The sequence below is a fragment of the Pseudomonas sp. QL9 genome (assembly GCF_041409665.1).
Lineage (GTDB): Bacteria > Pseudomonadota > Gammaproteobacteria > Pseudomonadales > Pseudomonadaceae > Pseudomonas > Pseudomonas knackmussii.
Window position 1 is genome coordinate 3,430,353 of record NZ_CP166971.1, and the last position, 24,824, is coordinate 3,455,176.

General features: G+C 66.0%; 25 protein-coding genes. 19 read left to right on the forward strand and 6 right to left on the reverse strand.

The annotated features are described in order from the left end of the window. The first annotated feature begins 2 nt into the window (after positions 1-2). Positions 3-1,010, forward strand: coding sequence for a cytochrome d ubiquinol oxidase subunit II (cydB, locus tag ACA097_RS16065; protein ID WP_043255519.1), 1,008 nt, complete (start codon positions 3-5; stop codon positions 1,008-1,010). Between the two features lie 10 nt (positions 1,011-1,020). After that, positions 1,021-1,170 (forward strand): DUF2474 domain-containing protein, encoded by a 150-nt coding sequence (locus ACA097_RS16070; RefSeq protein WP_160288469.1) that lies wholly within the window; start codon positions 1,021-1,023, stop codon positions 1,168-1,170. A 197-nt stretch (positions 1,171-1,367) separates the two neighbouring features. On the opposite strand, the gene ACA097_RS16075 is transcribed toward ACA097_RS16070, so the two are convergent. After that, positions 1,368-2,579, reverse strand: coding sequence for an MFS transporter (locus tag ACA097_RS16075; protein WP_371364495.1), 1,212 nt, complete (start codon positions 2,577-2,579; stop codon positions 1,368-1,370). Between the two features lie 300 nt (positions 2,580-2,879). Here ACA097_RS16075 and ACA097_RS16080 point away from each other — a divergent pair, with 300 nt between their 5' ends. From ACA097_RS16080 to ACA097_RS16100, 5 genes are read left to right on the forward strand one after another with little or no spacing between them, the layout of a single operon-like run. Further along, a complete protein-coding gene (locus tag ACA097_RS16080; protein ID WP_043255513.1) occupies positions 2,880-5,711 on the forward strand; it encodes a xanthine dehydrogenase family protein molybdopterin-binding subunit in 2,832 nt (943 codons plus the stop codon). Continuing rightward, a complete protein-coding gene (locus ACA097_RS16085; protein WP_371364498.1) occupies positions 5,704-6,237 on the forward strand; it encodes a (2Fe-2S)-binding protein in 534 nt (177 codons plus the stop codon). The genes ACA097_RS16080 and ACA097_RS16085 overlap by 8 nt, the downstream gene beginning before the upstream one ends. Positions 6,238-6,239: 2 nt before the next feature. Next, a complete protein-coding gene (locus ACA097_RS16090; protein ID WP_371364500.1) occupies positions 6,240-7,481 on the forward strand; it encodes a cytochrome c in 1,242 nt (413 codons plus the stop codon). Between the two features lie 3 nt (positions 7,482-7,484). After that, positions 7,485-8,453 (forward strand): XdhC family protein, encoded by a 969-nt coding sequence (locus ACA097_RS16095; RefSeq protein ID WP_371364502.1) that lies wholly within the window; start codon positions 7,485-7,487, stop codon positions 8,451-8,453. Next, entirely contained in the window at positions 8,450-9,013 is a 564-nt protein-coding gene (locus ACA097_RS16100) for an NTP transferase domain-containing protein (RefSeq protein WP_371364504.1), read from the forward strand. The genes ACA097_RS16095 and ACA097_RS16100 overlap by 4 nt, the downstream gene beginning before the upstream one ends. On the opposite strand, the gene ACA097_RS16105 is transcribed toward ACA097_RS16100, so the two are convergent. Together ACA097_RS16105 and ACA097_RS16110 are read right to left on the reverse strand one after the other, a co-directional pair. Continuing rightward, positions 9,010-9,885 (reverse strand): alpha/beta fold hydrolase, encoded by an 876-nt coding sequence (locus tag ACA097_RS16105; protein ID WP_371364506.1) that lies wholly within the window; start codon positions 9,883-9,885, stop codon positions 9,010-9,012. The two genes, ACA097_RS16100 and ACA097_RS16105, sit on opposite strands and share 4 nt — an antisense overlap. 67 nt (positions 9,886-9,952) lie before the next feature. Then, the gene (locus ACA097_RS16110) at positions 9,953-11,077 is read right to left on the reverse strand and encodes a methyltransferase (RefSeq protein WP_371370530.1); all 1,125 of its coding nucleotides are present in this window, start codon (positions 11,075-11,077) and stop codon (positions 9,953-9,955) included. Between the two features lie 127 nt (positions 11,078-11,204). On the opposite strand from ACA097_RS16110, the gene ACA097_RS16115 reads away from it, so the two are divergent. Further along, entirely contained in the window at positions 11,205-11,981 is a 777-nt protein-coding gene (locus tag ACA097_RS16115; RefSeq protein ID WP_371364508.1) for a ferredoxin--NADP reductase, read from the forward strand. A 55-nt stretch (positions 11,982-12,036) separates the two neighbouring features. Here the strand turns inward: ACA097_RS16115 and mscL are convergent, their stop codons facing one another. Further along, entirely contained in the window at positions 12,037-12,438 is a 402-nt protein-coding gene (mscL, locus tag ACA097_RS16120; RefSeq protein WP_043255500.1) for a large-conductance mechanosensitive channel protein MscL, read from the reverse strand. A 185-nt stretch (positions 12,439-12,623) separates the two neighbouring features. Here mscL and ACA097_RS16125 point away from each other — a divergent pair, with 185 nt between their 5' ends. The 4 genes from ACA097_RS16125 (at position 12,624) to radA (ending at position 15,820) form a co-directional block, all read left to right on the forward strand. After that, entirely contained in the window at positions 12,624-12,866 is a 243-nt protein-coding gene (locus ACA097_RS16125) for a YdcH family protein (protein ID WP_043255499.1), read from the forward strand. A 76-nt stretch (positions 12,867-12,942) separates the two neighbouring features. Next, the gene (locus ACA097_RS16130) at positions 12,943-13,191 is read left to right on the forward strand and encodes a hypothetical protein (protein WP_236658334.1); all 249 of its coding nucleotides are present in this window, start codon (positions 12,943-12,945) and stop codon (positions 13,189-13,191) included. 662 nt (positions 13,192-13,853) lie between these two features. Then, positions 13,854-14,267, forward strand: coding sequence for a hypothetical protein (locus ACA097_RS16135; RefSeq protein ID WP_052355385.1), 414 nt, complete (start codon positions 13,854-13,856; stop codon positions 14,265-14,267). Positions 14,268-14,446: 179 nt separating this feature from the next. Then, positions 14,447-15,820, forward strand: coding sequence for a DNA repair protein RadA (gene radA, locus ACA097_RS16140; RefSeq protein ID WP_043255496.1), 1,374 nt, complete (start codon positions 14,447-14,449; stop codon positions 15,818-15,820). A gap of 74 nt (positions 15,821-15,894) precedes the next feature. Here the strand turns inward: radA and ACA097_RS16145 are convergent, their stop codons facing one another. Continuing rightward, a complete protein-coding gene (locus tag ACA097_RS16145; RefSeq protein ID WP_043255494.1) occupies positions 15,895-16,269 on the reverse strand; it encodes a PilZ domain-containing protein in 375 nt (124 codons plus the stop codon). Positions 16,270-16,522: 253 nt separating this feature from the next. Here ACA097_RS16145 and ACA097_RS16150 point away from each other — a divergent pair, with 253 nt between their 5' ends. From ACA097_RS16150 to yjiA, 3 genes are all read left to right on the forward strand, one after another. After that, a complete protein-coding gene (locus ACA097_RS16150; protein ID WP_371364512.1) occupies positions 16,523-18,589 on the forward strand; it encodes a carbon starvation CstA family protein in 2,067 nt (688 codons plus the stop codon). A gap of 15 nt (positions 18,590-18,604) precedes the next feature. Further along, positions 18,605-18,811, forward strand: a complete 207-nt coding sequence (locus tag ACA097_RS16155; RefSeq protein ID WP_043255491.1) for a YbdD/YjiX family protein — start codon at positions 18,605-18,607, stop codon at positions 18,809-18,811. Positions 18,812-18,885: 74 nt separating this feature from the next. Beyond that, positions 18,886-19,869, forward strand: coding sequence for a GTPase (gene yjiA, locus ACA097_RS16160; RefSeq protein ID WP_371364514.1), 984 nt, complete (start codon positions 18,886-18,888; stop codon positions 19,867-19,869). Between the two features lie 156 nt (positions 19,870-20,025). Here the strand turns inward: yjiA and ACA097_RS16165 are convergent, their stop codons facing one another. Further along, positions 20,026-20,715 (reverse strand): GntR family transcriptional regulator, encoded by a 690-nt coding sequence (locus tag ACA097_RS16165; RefSeq protein WP_371364516.1) that lies wholly within the window; start codon positions 20,713-20,715, stop codon positions 20,026-20,028. A 142-nt stretch (positions 20,716-20,857) separates the two neighbouring features. Between ACA097_RS16165 and ACA097_RS16170 the strand changes: the two genes are divergently transcribed. Genes ACA097_RS16170 through ACA097_RS16185 form a run of 4 tightly spaced genes read left to right on the forward strand, consistent with a single transcriptional unit; the run spans position 20,858 to position 24,727 of the window. Beyond that, entirely contained in the window at positions 20,858-21,940 is a 1,083-nt protein-coding gene (locus ACA097_RS16170) for an ABC transporter ATP-binding protein (RefSeq protein WP_371364519.1), read from the forward strand. 1 nt (position 21,941) lies between these two features. After that, positions 21,942-22,859, forward strand: a complete 918-nt coding sequence (locus ACA097_RS16175) for an ABC transporter permease (RefSeq protein WP_371364521.1) — start codon at positions 21,942-21,944, stop codon at positions 22,857-22,859. Beyond that, positions 22,856-23,647, forward strand: coding sequence for an ABC transporter permease (locus ACA097_RS16180; protein ID WP_160288455.1), 792 nt, complete (start codon positions 22,856-22,858; stop codon positions 23,645-23,647). Before ACA097_RS16175 ends, ACA097_RS16180 begins: the two co-directional genes overlap by 4 nt. Before the next feature lie 27 nt (positions 23,648-23,674). After that, positions 23,675-24,727: an extracellular solute-binding protein gene (locus ACA097_RS16185; RefSeq protein ID WP_160288454.1), complete on the forward strand. Its 1,053-nt coding sequence runs from the start codon at positions 23,675-23,677 to the stop codon at positions 24,725-24,727. Positions 24,728-24,824 lie beyond the last annotated feature (97 nt).

Here is a 24,824-nt window from a genome sequence, read left to right on the forward strand (position 1 = left end):
ACATGGGCATCGACCTTCCGCTGATCTGGGCGATCATCATCGTCTTCGGCGTGATGATGTACGTCGTGATGGACGGCTTCGACCTGGGCATCGGCATGCTCTACCCGTTCTTCAAGGACGACGGCGACCGCGACGTGATGATGAACACCGTGGCGCCGGTCTGGGATGGCAACGAGACCTGGCTGGTGCTCGGCGGCGCGGCGCTGTTCGGCGCCTTCCCGCTGGCCTACTCGGTGGTGCTGGAGGCGCTCTACCTGCCGCTGGTGCTGATGCTGGTGGGGCTGATCTTCCGTGGCGTGGCCTTCGAGTTCCGCTTCAAGGCCAAGGCGCACAAGCGGCACATCTGGGACAAGGCGTTCATCGGCGGCTCGCTGGCGGCGACCTTCTTCCAGGGCGTGGCGCTGGGCGCCTACATAGAGGGTATCCCGGTGGCAAACGGGCAGTTCGCCGGCGGCTCGCTCGACTGGCTGGCGCCATTCCCGCTGTTCTGCGGCCTGGGCCTGATCGTCGCCTACAGCCTGCTCGGCTGCACCTGGCTGATCATGAAGACCGAAGGCACCTTGCAGGAGCGCATGCACGACCTGGCGCGGCCGCTGGCGCTGGTGCTGCTGGCGGTGATCGGCATCGTCAGCCTGTGGACCCCGCTGGCGCACACGGAAATCGCCCAACGCTGGTTCAGCCTGCCGAACCTGTTCCTGTTCGCCCCGGTGCCGTTGCTGGTGCTGGTGACCTTCTGGGCGCTGCTGCGGTCGGTCGCCAACTACGACCACGTGAAGCCCTTCGTGCTCACCCTGGTGCTGATCTTCCTCGGCTACAGCGGCCTGGGCATCAGCCTGTGGCCGAACATCATCCCGCCGTCGGTGAGCATCCAGGCCGCCTCGGCGCCGCCGCAGAGCCAGGGCTTCGCGCTGGTTGGCGCGCTGTTCATCCTGCCGTTCATCCTCGGCTACACCGCCTGGAGCTACTACGTGTTCCGCGGCAAGGTGAAGCACGGCGATGGCTACCACTGAGGGCACTGTCATGAAAGAGACGAACGCCGACAAGGCGCCGCTGCGCAAGCGCCTCGGCTGGCTGGTGCTGATCTGGGTGGCCAGTGTGCTGGCCCTGGGTGTAGCGGCCTGGCTGCTGCGTCTGCTGATGAGCGCGGCAGGGCTGCAGGCGCCACACTGAGCTCCTATCCGGGCGCCCCGTGCGCCCGCTTCCAGGCCCCCGCATTTGCGGGGGCTTTTTTATGGGAAGGGGAAAAAGACCTGTAGGAGCGGCCCATGGCCGCGATTCGCGCGCATGGCGCGCTCCTACCGGGTGCATCGGTGCGGGGATTTTCGCGGATGAGATCCGCTCCTACGGGGTGACGCCGGGCGGTCCTGTCAGTGCAACTTGTCGCGCTTGGCCAGCGCCGGGAACAGCTTCATCCAGGCGCCGGTGACGATCAGCGTGCCGACCCCGCCGAGCACCACCGCCGGCACCGTGCCGAACCAGTGCGCGGTCAGGCCCGACTCGAACTCGCCGAGCTGGTTGCTGGCGCCGATGAACAGGCCGTTCACCGCGCTGACTCGGCCACGCATCTCGTCCGGGGTTTCCAGCTGCACGAAGGCGCCGCGGATCACCATGCTGACCATGTCCGCCGCGCCGAGCACCACCAGCACGCCGAGGGAGAACCAGAATGACGTCGACAGGCCAAATGCGATGGTGGTGACGCCGAAGATGCCGACCGACAGGAACATGATGCGGCCGACGTTGCGTTCGATCGGGAAGCGCGCCAGCCAGAACGACATCAGCAACGCACCCACCGCCGGCGCCGAGCGCAGCAGGCCCAGGCCCCAGGGGCCGGTGAGCAGGATGTCCTTGGCGAACACCGGCAGTAGCGCAGTGGCGCCGCCGAGCAGCACGGCGAAGAGGTCGAGGGAGATGGCGCCGAAGATGTCGGGGCGGCTGCGGATGAAGCGGATGCCGGCGAGCAGCGATTCCAGCGTGGCCTTTCCCTGGGTCAAGGGCTGCTGCCGCGAGGGCAGGGTCAGTACCAGGCTGCAGGCGATGGCATAGAGCACTGCCGTCGGTACGTAGACCCAGAAGGCGCCGAAGGCGTAGAGCAGGCCGCCAAGTGCCGGCGCGGCGATGGTCGCGGCTTGCATGGCCGAGGCAGAGGCCGCCACCGCGCGGGGGAAGAGGGCGGTGGGCACTATGTTCGGTAGCAAGGCCTGGGTAGTCGGCATCTCGAACGAGCGGGCGCTGCCGAGCAGGAAGGCGAGCACGAAGATCATCTCGCGGGTGACGTTGCCGCTGCTGGCGCCGAGTACCAGGGCAACGGCGATCAGGCACTGCGCGCTCTGGCAGAGCGCGGCGACCTTGCGTCGGTCGTAGCGGTCGGCGACGTGCCCGGTGTGCAGCATGAACAGCACCCGCGGGAGGAACTCCACCAGGCCGACGAAGCCAAGGTCGAGCACGTTGTGGGTCAGCTCGTACATGTGCCAGCCGATGGCCACGGTGAGCATCTGGAAGCCGCTGGCGGTGCACACGCGGGCGAGCCAGAAGGCGAGGAAGGGGCGATGGCGGAGCAGCGAATTGGCGTCGGCGGACATGGCTGTCAGGCTATTTGTTAGGACGCTAATGAAAGGCCGCCGAGCGTAGCACGTCCGAGGATTACTGTCGGGTATTTCCTACAGACGAACGGTCGGCTCCACGCAATCCGGTGCGCTGATCGCCCTGCTTAACTTTTGCCTGAAGCGCTTTGATTGGGTAAAGTTGACAATTCGGTCAGGATTTTCCGTAGGACGCTTCCTTCGCAACCGCCGTTGCCCGGCGTCCCACGCCCCACCTCTGCCGCTTCCAGTACCCCATTACGACATGGGCGGGTTCGTTCACCGCCCAGAGGATGATCCATGTCCAACCGTGATATCTCCCGGCGCGCCTTCCTCCAGGGCGGATTGATCGCCGGCGTGAGCGTCACCCTGGCGCCGCTCGGCAGCCAGGCTTTCGCTGCCCTGATGGAGAAAAGTGTCGCCGCGCCGCCCGAGCGCTGGCTGGCCAACGACGGCCGCGTGCGCATGCGCAACGATGCGCTGTCCAAGGTGTGCGGCGAGAAGGTCTTCGCCCGCGACATCCGCGCCAAGGACATGCCCGGCTGGCCGCAGCAGCAGGGCCACGCCATGCTGCTGAAGACCATCAAGGCCGACCGCGTCTACGAAGGCTACGACCTCTCCTGGCTGGGCGCCGAGCTGCAGCCGGACCGCATCGTCACTGCCGACGACCTGGTCAAGGACGGCATCGCCTTCCCCGAGGCCCACAAGCCGGACCCGCTGCTGCCGCCGGGCAAGGTGCCGATGTTCATCGGCCAGCCGGTGGCCATCCTGATCTGGCACGACTTCGAGCGCTTCCGCCAGGCCAAGCTCAAGCTCAAGTTCAACGACAAGGCGATCCGCTACGGCGCGCAGGCGCCGCTGTACGAAGGCGATCCCTACGGCAGCTTCCGCTTCGTGCGCGTGGGCGGTGCCACCTCGGCCGATCCGGACGAGTTCTCCAGCCTCAAGGATTCGATGCTCTTCCCGCTGATCCGCAACCGCAAACCGGTGTGGGACCAGCAGCCGCGCGAGCATGGCAACCTGTCCGAGCAGGGCATGTTCTACGCGCAGAAGATCCAGCAGCAGATCGACAGCCCGCCGGCCGACTGGCTGGTCTTCGACGAACGCTACAAGACGCCGTCCATCGAGCCGGCGGCCATGGAGCCGGACAACGGCAACGGCTGGTACGACCCGGCCAGCAAGACCCTGCACTTCGTGGTCGCCACCCAGTGCCCGTTCGAAGCGGCGTCCGAAACCGCGCAGATGATTGCGCCCTCGCGCTTCGGCCTGGCCAAGCTGAACATGCACCCCGGCTACACCGTCGGCTACGGCTCCAAGGACCACAACATCTTCGTCTTCTACGCGGCCCTGGCTGCGCTGTACGGCGAAGGCGTGCCGGTGCGCCTGGCCAATGACCGCTACGAGCAGTTCCAGAGCGGCATCAAGCGGCATGCTTTCGACATCCACTACCAACTGGCTGTGGATAAGAAGGACCTGAGCTTCAAGATCTTCCGCGCCGAGATGAGCCTCGACGGCGGCGGTCGCGCCAACTACAGCGCCTCGGTTGCGGCCGTGGGGGCCACGGCCGCGCAGTCGATCTACTACATGCCGCAGAGCGACCTGCAGGCCACCGCCTACCATTCGCGCGGCGTCGAGGCCGGCTCCATGCGCGGCTACGGCACCCTGCAGAGCATGGCTTCCACCGAGATGATGGTGGACGAGGTCGCCGACCGCCTGGGCGTCGATGCCATCGAACTGCGCCGCCGCAATGCCATGGTCTCGGGGATGAAGAACACCCAGGGCGCGGTGCCCGCCGGCGCGCTGCGCCTGCACGAGATCCTCGACAAGGCCTCCGCCCACGAAGTCTGGAAGAACCGCGCCGAGCGCAAGAAGAAGTTCGACGCGCAGGACCCGGACAACTGGTACGGCGTCGGCTTCGCCATCTGCCAGAAAGACTTCGGCACCGGCGCCGAGGCCCCCATGGCGAGCCTGGAGTTTGACGCCGACGGCCACATCCGCATGCGCCACATCGGCATCGAGATCGGCACCGGCATGTCCACTTCCCAGGCGTTGGTGGTGGCCGACTTCCTCGGTCGCCCGGCCGACGAGGTGAAGACCGCCGAGACCGACTGGTCCGAGCTGCAGCTCGCCAGCGGCGAAGACCCGTACATCATGAGCCAGGCCACCCAGGACGAAAAACTGCGCAACCCGCGCTGGGTCGGCAAGTATGCCTCGGCGTCCTCGGCGACCAACTCGGCCTACTACTTCAGCCACGCCAGCCGCGAGGCGGCGCGCGTGCTGTTCAACCACGGCCTGTGGCCGGCGGCGCTGGAAATCTGGGGCCGAGGCCCGTTCGGCGGCCAGGCCAACCCCTACGTGGTGCGCCGTGAGGACGCCCGCTGGGTAGACGGCAAGCTCACCGCCAACGGCCTGGAGCCGCTGCCTTTCGCCCTGCTGGCCAAGCACGCCCACGAGCGCGGCCTGGTCACCGGTGCGACCGTGCACGCCTTCAACCGCTGGAGCTGGGCGGATAGCGAGTTCACCGTGGACGGTGTCAGCGAGCGTCTGCCGCTGGACGGCCTGGCGGTGAAGTACGGCGACGGCGCCCCCCAGGTGAAGAAGGCGCAGATGACCAGCGCCGGCTTCCACCTGCTCGACCGCAAGAACGTGAACTACCCGCCGGTGCAGCTGAACAACGCCATGGTCACCTACTACAGCCCGGTGGCCACGCTGGTGGAACTGAAGGTCAACAAGGGCTCCCACGAGGTGCAGGTGCTCAGCCACCACTCCTGGATCGAGTGTGGCCGGGTGCTGGTGCCCGAGCTGGTGAAAGGCCAGATCGAGGGCGGCACGGCCATGGGCCTGGGCCACGCGCTGCTGGAGGAAATGCCGCTGCACGAGGGCGGTCCGGCCGAAGGCGACTGGAACTTCAACCGCTACCGCCTGCCGCGCGCCAAGGACGTCGCAGTGTGGACCCAGAGTTCGGAAATCCTCCCGCCGCTGTCGGACAGCGATCCGGCCAAGGGCATCGCCGAAGTGGTGATGATCCCTATCGCCGGTGCCATCGGCAACGCCGTCGCCCATGCCATCGGCAAGCGCGTCCGCGACCTGCCCGCAACCCCCGCCCGTATCAAGGAGGCCCTCAATGGCTAAGCTCCAGCTGACCCTCAACGGTCAAGCCGTCGGCCCGGTGGAGGTCCCCGCGGACCTGCCGATGATCGACTACCTGCACGAATACCAGAACCTCACCGGCTCGCGCCTGGGCTGCGGCCAGGGCATCTGCCACGCCTGCGTGGTGATCGTCGACAACCCCGACGGCACCAGCGAGGAAGTCCGCACCTGCATCACCGGCGCCAACTGGTTCGACGGCAAGAAGGTGCGCACCATCGAAGGCCACGCCAAGCGCGATGCCGACGGCAAGGTGAACGAGTTGAACCCGATCCAGCAGAAGTTCGTCGAGCGCTTCGCCTTCCAGTGCAGCTACTGCGCGCCGGGCTTCGTCAACGCCGCCACCGTGCTGGTGGAGAAGGCCCAGCGCCAGCCGCTGAAGAAGAGCGAACTGGAGTCGGAGATCGAGGCGAGCCTCGGTCACCACATCTGCCGCTGCACCGGCTATGTGCGTTACTACGAAGCCACCCGCGAGGTCCTCGGCGACCTCGGCCTGGTCAAGGAGGGCTGAGCATGGCGCGACTGCTATCCGGCCTGCTGCTGGCAGCCGGCATCGGCCTGGCCGCCAGTGCCCAGGCTGCCGATGCCGATCTGGTCAAGCGCGGTGAATACCTGGCCCGCGCCGCCGACTGCATGGCCTGCCACACCGCCGAGGGCGGCGCGCCCTATGCGGGCGGCCTGCCGATCGCCTCGCCGTTCGGCACCATCTACGGCAGTAACATCACCCCGGACAAGGACCACGGCATCGGCGCCTATAGCGCCGACGAGTTCTTCGCGGCCCTCACCCAGGGCAAGCGCAAGGACGGCGCCAACCTCTATCCGGCGATGCCCTACACCTCGTACCACCTCATCAAGCGCGAGGATGCCGATGCCATCTACGCCTACCTGATGAGCGTCGAGCCGGTGCACCGCCCGGCGCCGCAGACCGCGCTGAGCTTCCCGTTCAACGTGCGCGTCGGCCTCTCCGGCTGGAACATGCTCTATGGCAAGGGCGTGCAACTGCCCGGCGCCGAGGGCAAGAGCGAGACCTGGCGGCGCGGCCAGTACCTGGTGGAAGTGCTCGGCCACTGCGGCGAGTGCCATACCCCGCGCAACGCCATCGGTGCGCTGCAGCAGGACAAGCGCCTGTCCGGCGGCCTGCTCAACGGCTACCTGGCGCCCAGCCTGCTGCCCGACGATCTCGCCGCGCGCGGATGGAACCAGGCCGACCTCGCGGCCTTCCTGGAGCACGGCATGAGCGGCCAGGGCAGCATGTTCAACGAGATGTTCCCGGTGCATCACCACAGCACCCAGCACCTGGAAAGCCAGGACCTCGCGGCCATGGCCACCTACCTGCTGGGCGACACCCCGCCGGCGGCCAAGGCGGTGCAGCACGTGCCTTATCCACAGCTGTCCGAGAGCTCCAAGCGCGGCCGCCAGCAGTACCTCAACGTCTGCGCCGGTTGCCACGGCATGGAAGGCGAGGGCAAGCCACACATCGCCGTGGCCATGCAGGGCAACACCACCCTGCGCCTGAGCGACACGCGCAACCTGCTGCGGGTGGTGGTCGACGGCATCGGCGAACAGCAGTTCGGCGGCTTCGAACGCATGCAGCCGATGCCCGGTTTCGCCGAGAAACTGGATGACGCGCAACTGACCGATCTGCTCAACTACCTGCGTCAATCCTGGGGCGGCCTGCCTGGCGATCTCGATGTCCAGGCGGTCTCGCAGCTGAAGTCCGATGGTGTGCCGGCCCATGCCGGCAAGGCGATGTAAGACGTGCAACATCTCGATCTGCAAGTGGTTCGCCAGGCGCTGAAGTGGTCCGTCGAGGGCCAGCGTGTCTGGCTCTGCACCGTGCTCTTCACCTACGGCTCGGCGCCTCGCGCGCCGGGTTCGCTGCTGGCGGTGAACGGGCAGGGGCAGTGGGTCGGTTCGCTGTCCGGCGGCTGCGTCGAGGATGATTTCCTCGAACGCGTCGCCGTCGGCGAATTCGCCGATCCGGTGCGAGTCGTGCGCTACGGCGAAGGCGACGAGCGCAGCAACATCCGCCTGCCCTGCGGCGGCATCCTCGACGTGCTGGTGGAGAACCTGGCCGCGGATTGTGACGTCCAGGCCCACCTGCGCGAACTCGAATCGGCGCTGCTCGGCCAGCGCCGCCTGCTCCGCGAAGTGAACCTGGAAACCGGCGCGCGCCGCCTGAGCGACGACCATGACCATGGCCCGCGCGTGGAGCGCGACCAGGCTCATGTGCAATTGCGCGTGGGTGCGGCGCAGCGCCTGTTGCTGGCCGGCTACTCCAGCGTGGCGCATTTCTGCGCGGAATTCGGCAAAGGGCTGGGCTTCGAGGTGATCCTCTGCGATCCCCGCGAGGAAGCACTGGAGGGCGTGGTGCTGGACGGCATCGAGATCCGCCGCGAACTGCCGTCGATCTTCATCGCCAACGGCGGCTGCCATGCCGACACTGCGGTGGTGGCGCTGACCCACGATCCGAAGATCGACGACCTGGCGATGCTCGAAGCGGTGCGCACCGAGGCGTTTTATATCGGTGTGATGGGCTCGCGTACGACCTCGGCGAAACGCATGGAACGCCTCCAGCGCATTGGCGGTTTGGGGGAGGCGGAGCTGGCGCGTATCCACGCACCCATCGGTCTCAACCTGGGCAGCAAGACCCCGGCGGAAATCGCTTTGGCGGTGCTCGCCGACATCCTTCGCGTACGCAGCGGCATTGCCCGCGAGAGCCTGTGACGTCAGTCGCCCTGTTGCTCGCTGCCGGCTTCGGCCGGCGCTTCGGTGCCGACAAGCGCCGCGCACGCCTGGCCGATGGCCGCACGCTGTTGGCTGCGAGCCTGGCCAACGCCCGCGCGGTGTTCGACGAAGTGCGCGTGGTGTTGCGCGCCGAGGACGATCCAATCGAACTCGGCCTGCCTGTGGATATCCCGCTGGTGCGCTGCGCCGATGCCCAGTCCGGTATGGGGCATAGCCTGGCGGCCGGCGTGAATTCTTTGAAGAGTTGCACGGCCGACAGCGTGGCCATCCTGCTCGGCGACATGCCCTGGCTCGCTGAATCGACCCTGCGGTTGTTGCTGGAGCAGGCCACTGCTCAACGCATTGTCTTCCCCCAGCACGACGGCCAGCGCGGCCACCCGGTGCTGTTCGGCCGCGCCTTCTGGCCGGAGCTGCTGCAGTTGCAGGGCGACGAGGGCGCCCGCCAGGTGCTGCAGGCGCACCGCGATGCCTGGCATCCCGTGGTGGTGGACGATTCGGGCGTGCTGCGCGACGTGGATACGCCGGCCGCGCTCGACTAGCGCTGTGCCATCCAGTCGGCGATCAGCGGCCACAGCTCCAGGCTCGCGTTGCGCGACAGCACCAGGCGGTTGTGGCTGTAGTCCTCGCGGAAACCTGTCGCGTTACCGCAGAGCCGGAAGCTTGCATCGCCGGCATCGAAAGCCCGCACCAGCGTCTGGCAGCCGCTCGCCGGAGCGATGAATCGGTCGCCGCTGCCGGCCAGACCAAGCACCGGCAGGCGTAGGCCGGCCAATCCGTGCAGATAGTCGAAACCATCTTCTCCCTGGAAGCGTGCGCGCAGGTTCCACTGACACCACTGGCGCATCAGCCGCGCGCTCTCGGTTTCCGGGCCGATGCGCTTGCGTTGTTGCGGGGCGGTCCGGCGTCCGCGCAGTAGCCAGTCGTAGGCGTGGATCGCCCAGCGGTGCAGCGGCCGCTCGGCCGCGGCTGTCGCCTGCGAACCCAGCAGCACCAGGCCGCGCATGCGCTCGCGGGCCTGCGCCGGGTTGCGCGCGGCCCACATGGAGGCGATCAGGCCGCCGCCGGAATGGCCGATCCAGAACTGCGCCGGCTGGCCGCTGCGCTGGTGCACGGCGTCGAGCACCGCCGGTACGTCGTGGGCGGCGACTTCGTCGAAGCTGTGGCGGAAGTCGCCGTTGTCGCTGGCGCCGTGGCCGCGCCAGTCGAAGATCCAGCAGGCGAAGCCGCGCGCGGCGAGGAAATTAGCCAGGCCCAGGCAGCTGCGGTAGTTGGAGAAGGTGCCGTGGGTGAGGATCACCGGCAGGCCGTCGGCCGCGCCTATGCGGTACAGCGCCAGGTGCAGGCCGTCGCCGGTGCGGATGCGTTCGACGGGGATCTCGGCGCTGGCGAAGGCGCTAATCGACTCGGACATGGCGGGGCTTCCTGGCTCGCGTTGGGGTTCGCGCATCCTGCTCCCGGCGCGGCCGCCAGGCAACCGGTCACTTGCTGGCCTTGAGCACCACGAATTTCGGGTTTGCCGCCACCTGCTCCACGCCGCGGAACAGGCGCTTGAGCTTGGCGTGGTAGCCCAGGTGGCGGTTGCCGACTATCCACAGCTGGCCGCCGGTCACCAGCGCGTGGCGGGCCTGCTGGAACATGCGCCAGGCGAGGAAGTCGCCGACCACCTGCTGCTGGTGGAAGGGCGGGTTGCACAGCACCAGGTCCAGCGAATTTTCCGGCTGCCCGGCCAGGCCATCGGCGGCACGGAATTCCGCTTCGCGCCCGCCCAGGGCGGCACGCCAGTTCTCCTGCGCCGATTGCACGGCCATGAAGGATTCGTCGACCAGCGTGTAGTGCGCGTCCGGGTTGGCCAGGGCGCTGGCGATGGCGAGCACGCCGTTGCCGCAGCCGAGGTCGGCGACCCGCGCGCGGCCCAGGCCTTGTGGCAGGTGCGGGAGGAAGGCGCGGGTGCCAATGTCCAGGCCTTCGCGGCAGAACACGTTGGCGTGGTTGATGAGCTCCAGCGCGGGTTTGTCTAGCCGGTAGCGGGTGGGGTAGGGCGATACCACCGCCGCTTTATCCACAGGCGTGGCGAACAGCAGGCGCGCTTTCTTCTCCGCCAGCGAGGCCTGCACCGGGCCGATGTACTTCTCCAGCAGGTCGCCGGCGGCGCGCGGCAGGTGCTTGATCATCGCCCCGGCGATCACCCGCGCGCCGGGCGCGAGCTGGCCGTGCAGGCGGATCAGCTGTTCCTCCAGCAGGGCGAGGGTCTTGGGCACGCGCAGCAGCACCAGGTCGAACGGGCCGGTCGGGGTCGCGCTGGCTGGCACGAAGGTCACCGCGTCTTCCGCCAGGCCGTTGCGGGCGAGGTTTTTCTGCAGGGCCAGGGCGGCGAGGAAGGAATCGCCGCTGCTGGTCACCCGCGCATGCCCGGCGAGGCCGGCGGCCAGCGCGCCGAAGGCGTCGTTGAGCACCAGCACGCGGCTGCCTTCGGCAAGGCCGTCGGCGACCACCTGGCGCAGCAGGTATTCGTCGGCGGCGTCGAACGCCTGCAGCGGGTCGTTGTGTTGCTCCGGCTGGCGGATCAGGTCGAGTTCGGCGAAGGGCGTGAGGAAGGTCGGCATGGGCATCGCTTTTCGTTGCGCCAGGTCAGGGCGGCTGCCGATTGCGGCAAAGGCCCTGTTTTCTGGCGGTGTTTCTCGCACCTGCGATGGGAGAAACTGTAGGCAGAGATTGGATCGGGAGCGGAGTATGACCGCCAGCGAAGAGAAGTTCACCCGTCAGACGCTGACAGACGTGCAGACCCTGACGCCCAGCCTGTTCACCCTGCGCACCACGCGCGACGCGGGCTTCCGTTTCCGCGCCGGGCAGTTCGCCCGCCTGGGTGTGCGCAAGGAAAGCGGCAGTATCGTCTGGCGCGCCTATTCGATGGTGTCCTCGCCGTTCGACGAGTACCTGGAGTTCTTCTCCATCGTGGTGCCCGGCGGCGAATTCACCAGCGAGCTGAGCCGCTTGCGCGAGGGCGACCAGCTGCTGGTCGATCGCCAGGCCTTCGGCTTCCTCACCCTCGACCGCTTCCCCGACGGCCGCGACCTCTGGCTGCTGGCCACCGGCACGGGGCTCGCGCCCTTCCTGTCGATCCTCCAGGACTTCGAGGTGTGGGAGCGCTTCGAGACCATCAAGCTGGTCTACAGCGCGCGCGAGGAAAAGGAACTGGCCTACCGCGAGCTGATCGCAGGCCTGGCGCAGCGTGAGTACCTGGCCGAGTACGCGCACAAGCTGCAGTTCATCCCGGTGGTGACCCGCGAGCAGGTGCCCGGCTGCCTGAACGGGCGCATCACCACGCTGATCGAGAACGGCGAACTGGAGCGCGCGGCCGGCCTGGAACTGTCGCCGGAGCATTCGCGGGTGATGATCTGCGGCAACCCGCAGATGATCGAGGACACCCGCGCGGTGCTGAAGACCCGCGGCATGAGCCTGGCGCTGACGCGCAAGCCGGGGCAGATCGCGGTGGAGAACTACTGGTAGCGCAACGCCAACGAAAAGGGCCCCGATGGGGCCCTTTTGCATTTCTGCCTGCGCGTCAGGAGCGGTTCTGGTTCTTCAGCAGGTCGCGGATCTCGGTGAGCAGTTCCTGATCCTTGGTCGGCGCCGCCGGCGCGGCTTCTTCCTCGCGTTTGAAGCGGTTGATCGCCTTCACGCCCATGAAGATGGCGAAAGCGACGATCAGGAAGTCCAGGCAGGTCTGGATGAACTTGCCGTAACCCAGTACCACGGCCGGCGCGTTGCCTTCGGCGGCCTTGAGGGTGATGGCCAGGCTGGAGAAGTCGACCCCGCCGATCAACAGGCCGATCGGCGGCATGATCACGTCGCCGACGAAGGACGAGACGATCTTGCCGAAGGCCGCGCCGATGATGATACCGACGGCCATGTCGACCACGTTGCCCTTGACCGCGAAGGCCTTGAACTCGCTAAGCAGACTCATGCACAGACTCCTTTCATAAACAGAGGGGGACAGGCGCCAGTGTAGCGGCCTGGCTGCGGCGCAGCAGCCCCGGCGCGGCGCTGCGGGGAATATTTCCCGGGCGTGGCGGCATGACCGGCGGTTATGGGCGAATTTCGGCGCTGGACTAGGCTGTAGGGAAATCCACCCCGCAGAGGAGGTCTGCCATGCCACTCGAGCACCACCCGCTGGCCCGCGAGTTTCCCGAGCAACGCGCCAAGATGGCCCGCCTGATCGAGGAAAACGCCCAATTCACCCGCCTGGCCGGCACCTACGAGGAGCTGGACCGCAAGATCTACGACGTCGAGGACGGCCGCGAAGCGATGGATGACCTCGCGCTCAACAGCCTCAAACTGCAACGCGTCACCCTGAAGGACGAGATTGCCGAACTGCTGCAGCGATCGACCTGACCTTGACGAGCGTCAAGGGTACTCACCAGGGGCGGGAGTAGGCTCCGGTTATCCATTTTCCAGCTGGTGTCTAGTCATGCTCAAAGCATCTCGCCCCTTCAACCAGTTCACCCGCAAATCCGCTACCACCGACGCAGGTGCCCGCCAGGCGCAGGAGCGCCTGGTGCGACTGAAACTGCAGTACGAGCTGCTGGACCAGCGCATCAGCCGTGTCGAGGAGGGCATCGAGCGCCCCGACGGCTCGCTGGCCGCGCTGCTGATGCGCCGCGAAGGTCTTCGCCACGATATGGAAAGCCAGTACCGGCGCCTGGGCATTGCCTGCTGAGGCGCATCGCGCTCCCGGCTTTCTCGCTGGGCGACGAGGCTAAAGGCTTCTCGACGAACGCAAGGGTTTCAATGACAGGCTCACCGGGCACTAGCGTCCGGTGGGCCTGCGTTCGTTATAGCGGCGTTGAACTTTCAGGAGATGGAATTGCGTCTGGCTGGATGGCGCTATTCATGGGGCGCAAGTGTGGCGCGCACTGGTGCTCGGTATTGCCGCTTGAGTGAATAGTTCGACGGAAAAGTCATTGTTTTACAGACTTTTCTGACAAGCCAGCCCATATCGAAAAATACATAATGGTAATGCAGAGCTATCGGCTAGTGGCGGGCACTCTTGTTAACGCGTTTGTCCGCCGCCCGGCCTCTTTCAATGGAGCAATTGCAGGAAGCCTTTATAAGGCGGCTCGTATTGAGTCTCGGGGTAATTGGCTTGCCGGGCTGTTTGGGCAAAGTCGGGCTGCGAGATGTTCGCTCTATATCAGGTTGATGACCTGTCGATGTATGGCGTCCGAGCTGAACGCCCCATCACCATAAAGTCACTCATCGAATTCACAACGGCGAAATGGCCAGGCGATTGGGCGGGATTTGGGCAATGAAACGCTTTCCGCCTCAAGGCGCCCAGCTCACGGAATTGACTGACGCAGATGAGTCATAGAGAAGAGACGCATGCATAAACTTTCTATCGCGGGATTGAGCTTTGTCTTGTTGGCCGGATGCGCGCAGAAGACGCCGGAGACTGTTGTCGTAGCTGCGCCGGAGCCAGCACCCGTCCGCGCGCCAGCGCCGATCATTATCCAGCAGACTGCCGTTGAGCCTAAGGCCGAAGACGCTCAAGCGAAAAGCCTCAAGGAATGCCGTCAGCAACTGGAAACCATGCAGGTTTACAGCAAGGCGTCCTATAACAGGTACCAAGCTGAGCTCAAGAAGTTGGATGCGGCTCAGGCGAAGTACCAGCGGGTGAAAGACGCCGTTGGCGAAGACATCAATAGCGTCCTGATGCCGAAGTCCGAGTTCCAGACTCGCGAGCTTTGCTTCCGAATCAAGGGCCATCTGATGCAGTTGATGGTCAGGCGGACTTGATCGCGTATTGCGGTTCCTGAAAGGGAGCTCGATGACCTCCTTTTTGCTTTTTGAGGGAGTGCATGACGGCCTGTGCGACCGGGATATGCCTGCTCTGCGAGCTGGCGATCCGGGGTGCTAAGATCGCCCGCTTCAATTGCCGGCTCCTTCTGGCCGGCACTACGACGGAGTCCGCCCCCATGGCCAAGGCCAAGCGTATGTATGGCTGCACCGAGTGCGGCGCCACCTTCCCCAAATGGGCCGGCCAGTGCGCCGACTGTGGCGCCTGGAACACCCTGGTCGAAACCGTCATCGACAACACGCCCACCGGCGGCACCGGGAGTTCAGGGCGCGGCGGCTGGGCCGGGCAGCAGGCCAACATCAAGACCCTGGCCGAAGTCAGCATCGAAGAGATGCCGCGCTTCTCCACGGCCTCCAACGAACTCGACCGCGTGCTCGGCGGCGGCCTGGTGGATGGCTCGGTGGTGCTGATCGGCGGCGACCCGGGCATTGGCAAGTCGACCATCCTCCTACAGACCCTGTGCAACATCGCCACGCGTCTGCCGGCGCTCTACGTCACCGGCGAAGAGTCGCAGCAGCAGGTCGCCATGCGCGCGCGTCGCCTGGGCCTGCCGGAAGACAAGCTCAAGGTCATGACCGAGACCTGCATCGAAAGCATCATCTCCACGGCTCGCCAGGAGCAGCCGAAGGTGATGGTGATCGACTCGATCCAGACCATCTTCACCGAGCAGCTGCAGTCCGCCCCCGGCGGCGTCGCCCAGGTGCGCGAGAGCGCGGCGCTGCTGGTGCGCTTCGCCAAACAGAGCGGCACGGCGATCTTCCTGGTCGGCCACGTCACCAAGGAAGGCGCGCTGGCCGGCCCGCGCGTGCTCGAACACATGGTCGACACCGTGCTGTATTTCGAGGGCGAGTCCGACGGCCGCCTGCGCCTGCTGCGCGCGGTGAAGAACCGCTTCGGCGCGGTCAATGAATTGGGCGTGTTCGCAATGACCGACCGCGGCCTGAAGGAAGTCTCCAACCCTTCGGCGATCTTCCTCACCCGCGCCCAGGAGTCGGTGCCCGGCAGCGTGGTCATGGCTACCTGGGAGGGCTCGCGGCCGATGCTGGTGGAGGTGCAGGCGCTGGTCGACACCAGCCACATGGCCAACCCGCGCCGCGTGACCCTGGGCCTGGACCAGAACCGCCTGGCCATGCTGCTAGCGGTGCTGCACCGCCACGGCGGCATCCCGACCTACGACCAGGACGTGTTCCTCAACGTGGTGGGCGGGGTGAAGGTGCTGGAGACGGCCTCCGACCTCGCGCTGATGGCAGCAGTGATGTCGAGCCTGCGCAACCGTCCACTGGATCACCAGTTGCTGGTGTTCGGCGAGGTCGGCCTGTCCGGCGAGGTGCGCCCGGTGCCCAGCGGCCAGGAGCGCCTGAAAGAGGCGGCCAAGCATGGCTTCAAGCGCGCCATCGTGCCGCAAGGCAATGCGCCCAAGGAGGCGCCGGCCGGCCTGCAGGTGATCCCGGTGACGCGCCTGGAGCAGGCGCTGGATGCGTTGTTCGAGTAGCGTTCTTCGCGGTTGATCTCGGCGCAGTCGGCGGCGGCTGTGTATCGGCGTACAACCGCGAGCGGTTGTACGCCCTACGCCTCCGGCTCACCCAGCAAAGTCAGCTCGCGTTCGAGCAGCGACTCATCCCCCAGGTTGAGCTCCACCAGGCGGCGCAGGTGGCTGATGGAGTCCAGGTCGATGTGCCGGCAGTTGAAGCCGAGCAGGCCTTCGCGTTCCCAGGCCAGCTCCGCGTCCATGTAGACGTTGGCGTCGAAGCCCAGGTAGATCCTCACCTGGAAGGCTTGCCCGGTGCTGCCCTCGAAGTGCTCCGGGCGCTCCACCAGCACCCCCTGTAACGAAAGGTCGAGCAACTCGGCTTTCCAGCGGTGCTCGCCCTGGCTGATTTCGGTGCTGGCGTCGAAGGCGATACGGCTGAAACGCCGCCGTTCGGCATGGTCATCGCTCATCTGCGGGCTCTCCGGCCGATCTGGTTGCATCACTATAGCCAAGCTGCCCGCAGACCGCCGTGGCGAGCGGCTTTCGGCGCACTCCGCTGCGCCGGGATGCCCGGAATAGACGGATGCGGCGTCCTACAATCGCTGTAGGAAGACCGGCAATATCGCTGTAAGGCCTATAGACTAAGGTCGTATAAATGGTTTGTAGGAAAGGACTAGAATTTTCCTGCGAATTCTCGCCCTTCAAACAGTCGGAAGCCTCGCCATGAACAATAACAACAGCCTCCTGCGTCACGTCGCCTGGGCGATAGTGGCGATAGTTGGTGCCTGTGCCTTGGGAGTCGTGGCATTGCGCCGCGGCGAAGCCATCAACGCTCTGTGGATCGTCGTCGCAGCAGTCGCCATCTATCTAGTCGCCTACCGCTACTACAGCCAGTTCATCGCCAGCAAGGTGATGCAGCTGGACCCTAACCGCGCAACGCCGGCGGTGCTCAACAACGATGGTCTGGACTACGTTCCGACCAACAAGCACATCCTCTTCGGTCACCACTTCGCCGCCATCGCCGGCGCCGGACCCCTGGTCGGTCCGGTACTCGCCGCGCAGATGGGCTACCTGCCCGGCACGCTCTGGCTGATCGCCGGCGTGGTGCTGGCCGGCGCAGTGCAGGACTTCATGATCCTGTTCATCTCCACGCGGCGTAACGGCCGCTCGCTGGGTGAACTGGTGCGCGAGGAAATGGGCCAGGTGGCGGGGACCATCGCCCTGTTCGGCACCTTCCTGATCATGATCATCATCCTCGCGGTGCTCGCCCTGATCGTGGTGAAGGCCCTGGCCAACAGCCCCTGGGGGACCTTCACCGTGCTGGCGACCATCCCGATCGCCATCCTCATGGGCCTGTACATGCGCTACCTGCGCCCAGGCGCGGTGGGTGAGATCTCGGTGATCGGCGTGGCCCTGCTGCTGGGCTCGATCTGGCTGGGCGGGCAGGTCGCCGCCAGCCCCGAATGGGCGCCGGTGTTCACCTTCAACGGCGTGCAGATCACCTGGATGCTGATCGTCTACGGCGCCGTCGCCTCGGTGTTGCCGGTATGGCTGCTGCTGGCGCCGCGCGACTACCTGTCGACCTTCCTGAAGATCGGCACCATCGTTGCCCTGGCCATCGGCATCCTGATCGTCATGCCGGAGCTGAAGATGCCGGCCCTGACCCAGTTCACCGACGGCACCGGCCCGGTGTGGAAGGGCGCCCTGTTCCCCTTCCTGTTCATCACCATCGCCTGCGGCGCCGTTTCCGGCTTCCACGCGCTGATCTCCTCGGGCACCACGCCCAAGCTGCTCAACCGCGAGCCCGACGCCCGATACATCGGCTACGGCGGCATGCTGATGGAGTCCTTCGTGGCGATCATGGCCATGGTTGCCGCCTCGGTGATCGAGCCGGGCGTGTACTTCGCCATGAACAGCCCGCCGGCTGTCGTCGGCGCCGACGTCAACGCTGTCGCCGCGACCGTCAGCAGCTGGGGCTTCGTGATCACCCCGGAAGTGCTTACCCAGACCGCCAAGGACATCGGTGAAACCACCATCCTCGCCCGTGCCGGTGGCGCGCCGACCCTCGCGGTGGGCATCGCGCACATCCTGCACAATGTGATGCCGGGCGAGAACACCATGGCGTTCTGGTACCACTTCGCGATCCTCTTCGAGGCGCTGTTCATCCTCACCGCGGTGGACGCCGGCACCCGCGCCGGACGCTTCATGCTGCAGGACCTGCTGGGCAACTTCGTCCCGGCGCTGAAGAAGACCGACTCCTGGGGCGCCAACATCGTCGGCACCCTGGGCTGCGTGGCGCTGTGGGGCTGGCTGCTGTACCAGGGCGTAGTCGATCCGCTGGGCGGCATCAACACCCTGTGGCCGCTGTTCGGCATCTCCAACCAGATGCTCGCCGGTATCGCGCTGATGCTCGCCACCGTCGTGCTGATCAAGATGAAGCGCCAGCAGTACGTCTGGGTCACCGCCTTCCCGGCGGCCTGGCTGCTGATCTGCACCACCACGGCGGGGCTGATCAAGATCTTCGACAGCAACCCGGCAGTGGGCTTCGTCTCCCTGGCGAAGAAATACGGCGCCGCGCTCGACGCCGGCCAGGTTCTGGCCCCGGCCAAGGACATGGCGCAGGTGCAGGCCGTGATGGTCAACGCCTACATCAACGCCGGCCTCACCGTGCTGTTCCTGCTGGTGGTGCTCAGCGTGCTGGTGTACTCGATCAAGGTCGGCTCCAGCGCCTGGACCAAGAAGGAGCGCACCGACAAGGAAGCGCCCTTCCAGCCCATCCCCGAGTCCTGAGGGAGGAGGTGACACGTGTTCAATGACCTCAGCCGCATGGGCAAGTACCTCGGGCAGGCCGCCAGGATGCTGGTCGGCATGCCCGACTACGACACCTATGTCGAGCACATGAAAAGCAAGCACCCGGACAAGCCGGTGATGAGCTACAAGGAGTTCTTCCGCGAACGCCAGGAGGCGCGCTACGGCGGTGGCGGCAAGGGTCGTCCGATCCGTTGCTGCTGATGAAGCGGAAGGGTGTATAACGGGACGGGCCGCCTGCGGGCGGCCCGTCCTTTTTCCTGCCTGGAAGTTGCCCCATGAGTGAATCGACACAGCCCGCGCAGATTCCGGTGACCGTGCTCACCGGTTTCCTCGGCGCCGGCAAGACCACCCTGCTGCGCCACATCCTGGAGGCCGAGCACGGCCTGAAGATCGCAGTGATCGAGAACGAGTTCAGCGACACCCCGATCGACGGCCAACTGCTCGGCGATGCCCCGGCGCAGGTGATGACGCTGTCCAACGGCTGCGTCTGCTGCACCATCAACAATGACCTCGAGCGCGCGCTCTATGTGCTGCTGGAGCAGCGCGACAACGGCGAAATCGAGTTCGATCGCCTGGTGATCGAATGCACCGGCCTGGCCGACCCGGCGCCGGTGGCGCAGACCTTCTTCGTCGACGAGACCCTGCGCGAGCGCTACCTGCTCGACGGCATCCTCACCCTGGTCGACGCCGCCAACGCCGACCGCCACCTGCAGGAAGCCATCGCCCAGGCCCAGGTCGGCTTCGGCGACCGTGTACTGGTGAGCAAGCGCGACCTGGTGTCGGCCGAGCAGCACGAAGCGTTGGTCGAGCGCCTGCAGCGGATCAATCGGCGCGCTGAGATTCATCCGGTGGACCATGGCCGTATCGACCTGGAACGCCTGCTCGATGTGCGTGGTTTCAACCTGAATGCCGACGTCGGCCTGCGTCCGCTGCAACCGCTGCGCCCGGCGACGAAAGCCAACGACCGCATTTCCACCATGGTGCTGCGCAGCGACAAGCCGCTGGATATCGAGCGCCTGAGCACCTTCATGGACGACCTGCTGCAGTGGCACGGAAATTCGCTGCTGCGCTACAAGGGCGTGCTGAGCATCGCCGGCGAGGACCGCCGCCTGGTATTCCAGGGCGTGCTGCGGTTGTACGGATTCGACTGGGATACGCCCTGGGGCGAGGACGAGCAGCGCGAGAGCGTGATTGTCTTCATCGGCGACAACCTGCCCGAAGAGCAGATTCGCCAGGGCTTCGAAGCCATCCTCGGCTAAGCCCGTTGCCGCAATAAAAACGCCCGGCAGATGCCGGGCGTTTTTGTTTCACCGGACCTGTAGGAGCGGATCTCATCCGCGAACAGCCGTGCACGGCGTAACCCTGTAGGAGCGCGCCATGCGCGCGATTTCGCGGACAAGGTCCGCTCCTGCGGGTTACGACGAAATCAGGTGCTTCAGCGGGTGATAGTCCGCCTTGAAGCCTTCAGCCGCCTTGAGGATCGCCTGTTCGATACCGTTCAGGTGCTGGCAGGTCATTTCGATGGCCGCCGCCTGGTTGCCCGCCTCGATGTACTCGACCAGGCGCAGGTGCTCGTTCTCCCGGCAGGTGCCGTGGCTGTCGTCGTCCAGCGCCGCGGCGAACAGCGAGGCGCGCTCCACCAGCTTGCGGAACCAGCCGAACAGCACCGGGTTGTTCAGCGCCTGGGCGAGCTTCAGGTGGAACTCGCCGAGCAGGTGCACGAAGTGCGCGTGGTCGCCGCCATGGGCCGCTTCTTCTTCCAGCGCCAGGTGGTCGCGCAGGTCGCGGAATACCGCGCTGTCGGCGCGTCGGCAGAGCTCGCTGACGATACCGATCTCCAGCAGACGGCGGGTTTCGAACAGCGAACGAATCTCCTCGTCGCTGGGCAGCGACACCCACGCCCCTTTATTGAGCGCGCTCGACACCAGGCCGTCGGCCTCCAATTGCTTGAGCGCGGCGCGCACCGAGGTGCGGCTGACCTTGAACAGCTCCGCCAGCGACGCCTCGCCGAGCTTCATGCCCGGGCGCAGGCTGCGCTTGATGATCGCTTCGTAAACCCCCTGGTAGACGCGTTCCACCGTGGATTCGGGGTGTTTTTCCGTCATTGCCGACTCCGTCATGGCTGTCTCCCGCGCAAGCATGCCGCGCAAATGGGGCTCGACAAAACCCCTTGCGGATTAAAAATAAACCGGCTATTTGTATTTTGCATCCAGTTATTGCATACAAAAACAAGAGGAATGCACCAATATGGATCACTCTTCCTCCGTCGAGGTGCGCAGCGTCAGCAAGCGCTACACCGACGATCCCAAGGTCGCCCCAGCCCTGAACAACGTGTCGGTGAACATCGCCCACAACGAGTTCTTCACGCTCCTGGGCCCCTCCGGCTGCGGCAAGACCACGCTGCTGCGCAGCATCGCCGGCTTCGAGAACGTCACCAGCGGCGACATACTCATCGGCGGCCAGCGGGTCAACGACCTGCCGCCCTACCGCCGGCGCATCAACACCGTGTTCCAGAGCTACGCGCTCTTCCCGCACATGACCGTGGCCGAGAACATCGCCTTTGGCCTGGAGATGCAGGGCCTGGAGCGCAAGGCGATTCCGGCGCGGGTGAGTGAGATGCTGGCGCTGGTGCAGATGGAACACCTGGCGCGGCGCAAGCCGGCCGAGCTGTCGGGCGGGCAGCAGCAGCGCGTGGCCCTGGCCCGCGCGTTGGCGCCCAAGCCGGCGGTGCTGCTGCTCGACGAACCGCTGTCGGCACTCGACCTCAAGCTGCGCAAGGAGATGCAGGTCGAGCTCAAGCGCGTGCAGGAAGAGGCGGGCATCACCTTCATCTTCGTGACCCACGACCAGGAAGAGGCGCTGACCCTGTCCGACCGCATCGCCGTGATGTCCTCCGGCAACATCATGCAGGTCGGCACGCCCAACGAGATCTACGAACGCCCGCGGCACCAGTTCGTCGCGCAGTTCATCGGCGACATCAACTTCCTCCCCGGCCAGCTGCGCCGCGACGGCGAACAACCGCTGTTCCGCCCCAGCGCCATGCCGGTGGACATCCCCTGCAACCTGCCCGGCGGCCTCGATCCGAACCGCGTGCAGCTCGCCTTCCGCCCGGAGCGCTCGAAGCTGGTGGAGCCCTCGCAGCCGCACCACCTGCGTGCGGTGATCGAGACCGTGATGTACGTCGGCACCGCCACCCTGTACCGCTGCCGCCTGCCCGACGCCTCGCCGATCACCCTGCGCGAGAGCAACGAAGGCGGTCGTGCGCGCGATGTCGGCGAGGCGCTGGCGGTGCACCTGCCGCCGCAGGCCTGCCTGCTGATGGAGGCCTGAGATGAGCGTCACCGCTAGGTCCCCGGCGACCAGCCGCCTGCTGCTGCTCAGCCCCGTGGCGCTGACGCTGCTGGCGCTGATCGCCATTCCGCTGGGCATCATGGGCTACATCAGCCTGCTGCCGCGCAACCTCTACGGCGGCGTCGACTGGCACGCCGACTGGCAGATCCAGAGCTACGTGCAGCTGTTCTTCCAGGAAGACTTCGACGGCAACCTGGAGCTCAACTGGGTCTATGCCCAGGCGCTGCTGCGCTCGCTGCTGCAGGCCGGCGGCACCACGCTGCTGTGCTTCCTGGTCGGCTTCCCGGTGGCACTTTGGATGAGCAGCCTGAACGAGCGCGCGCGCAACCTGATGGTGCTGCTGATCACCATCCCGTTCTGGACCAACCTGCTGATCCGCAACTACGCCTGGCTGATCATCCTCCGCGAGCACGGCTGGATCGCCCAGACGGTAAACGCGCTCTTCCCGCAGGCCGGTGGCATCACCTTGCTGTACAACGACTTCGCGGTCTGCGTCGGCCTGGTCTACAGCTTCCTGCCGTTCATGATCCTGCCGATCTACTCGACCCTGGAGAAGCTCGACTGGCGCCTGGTGGAAGCCGCCTATGACCTCGGTGCCACGCGCTGGAAGGCGCTGCGCCGGGTGATCCTGCCGCTGTCCATGCCCGGTGTGATCGCCGGCTCGCTGCTGGTGTTCGTGCCCAGCCTGGGCGCCTTCATCACCCCGGCGATCCTCGGCGGCGGCAAGACGCTGATGATCGGCAACCTGATCCAGCAGCAGTTCGGCACCGCGCGCAACTGGCCGCTGGGCGGCTCGCTGTCGTTCCTCCTGCTCGGGATCATGCTGCTCGCGCTGGTCCTCTTCGCCCTCTACAGCCGCAAGGCCGCCCGCTCCGTGCACATGGGAGGCGCCGCATGATCGCCCAGCACCTGAAGAAACTCCCCGGCACCCGCGAAACCAGCCTGCTGGTGCTGGCCTACCTATACCTGCCGATCCTCGTGCTGATCGGCTACAGCTTCAACGCCAACCGCTCGGCCACGGTGTGGACGGAGTTCTCCTTCGCCTGGTACGGGCGCATCGTCGCCAACCCGTCGATCCAGGTCGCCGCCTTCAACTCGCTGGTGGTGGCGGGCTTCGCCACCGTGCTGTCCACCGCCATCGCGCTGCTGGCGGCGCTGGCCACCTCGCGGCCGTTCTATGGCCGGCGCCTGGTGGAAGGCGGCATCAACCTGCCGCTGATCCTCCCGGAGATCGTCATCGCCGTGGCCACGCTGCTGCTGTTCATGTCGCTGGGGATCAAGCTCGGTCTATTGACGGTAATCGTCGCCCACGTCGGTTTTTGCATCCCCTTCGCCTACCTGCCGATCCGCGCACGGTTGAACGACCTGGACAAGAGCCTGCTGGAAGCCGCCGGCGACCTCTACGCCAACCCCTACCAGGTGTTCCGCCGGGTGACCCTGCCGCTGCTGTGGCCGGCGGTGCTGTCCGGCGCGGTGCTGGCGTTCGTGGTGAGCCTCGACGATTTCATCATGACCTTCTTCGTCGCCGGGCCCGGCTCGACGACCCTGCCGGTGTACATCTTCTCGGCCATCAAGGCCGGCGTAACCCCCGAGATCAACGCGATCTCGACCCTGATGCTGGTGATTTCCATCGTCCTCGTGGTGCTGTCGTACTGGCTCGGCCAGCGCGGCAAACCCGAGGCCTGAACTGCTGACCTTTCGCGGAGAACGACCATGAAGTTGCAAGCCCTGCGTCACGGCCTCGCCGGTTTCACCCTCGCTGTGCTGGCCGGCGGCATCGCCCATGCCGACGAGCCCAAACAGCTGTTCTTCTACAACTGGACCGACTACTACCCGGTGGAGCTGCTCGGCAAGTTCGAGAAGGAAACCGGCATCAAGGTCACCATGGATGGCTACGACAGCAACGAGACGCTGCTCGCCAAACTGCAGGCTGGCGGCGCCGCCTACGACGTGATCGTGCCCTCGCACTCGATCATGCAGACGCTGATCAAGCAGGACCTGCTGCTGGAGATCGACTCGCCGAAGCTGGCCAACTTCCAGTTCGTCAAACCGGCCTTCCGCGACCCGGCCTTCGACCCCGGCCGCAAGTTCTCCGCGCCCTACCTGTGGGGCACCACCGGCTTCTCCTACGACAGCGCGCGGGTGCCCGGCGGCAAGCTCGACGACTCCTGGAAGGAGTTCTTCGAGCCACGCCCGGAGCTCAACGGCGAAGTCGCCGCGCTCGATACCCCGAGCAGCCTGATCAACGCCGCCGCGCACTACCTGAACGTCGACGAGTGCACCGAGAACCCGCAGGACGCCAAGAAGATCCTCGACCTGCTGCAGAAGCAGAAGCCGCACCTGAAGATGTACAGCTCGGACAACACCGTGGACCGCATGGCCTCCGGCGAAGTGGTGATGATGCAGAACTGGAACGGCTCCACCGCCCGCGCCACGGCGCAGAAGAGCACCATCAAGTACGTCTACCCGCGTGAAGGCGTGGCCTCCTTCCAGGACAACTTCGCCGTGCCCAAGAGCGCGCCGCACCCGGAGAACGCCAAGATCTTCATCAACTGGATGATGAAGCCGGAGAACGCCGCCGCGGTGACCAACGCCATCGCCTATTCCAACGGTATCGAGAGCGACAAGCTGCTCGACGCCAAATGGAAGGTGATGGACGCGATCAACATGCCGCCCGAATACGCCTCGCGCCTGCGCCTGGAAAAGGAATGCAGCAACAAGGCGCGCGAGCTGCAGGACCGCATCTGGTCCAAGCTCAAGGGCTGAAGCACGACGGCATCGGCGGATGACCGCGAACGGCTATCTGCCTGATGCCTGACCCTGTAGGAGCGAGCAAGCTCGCTCCTACAGGGTGCCTCCCTGA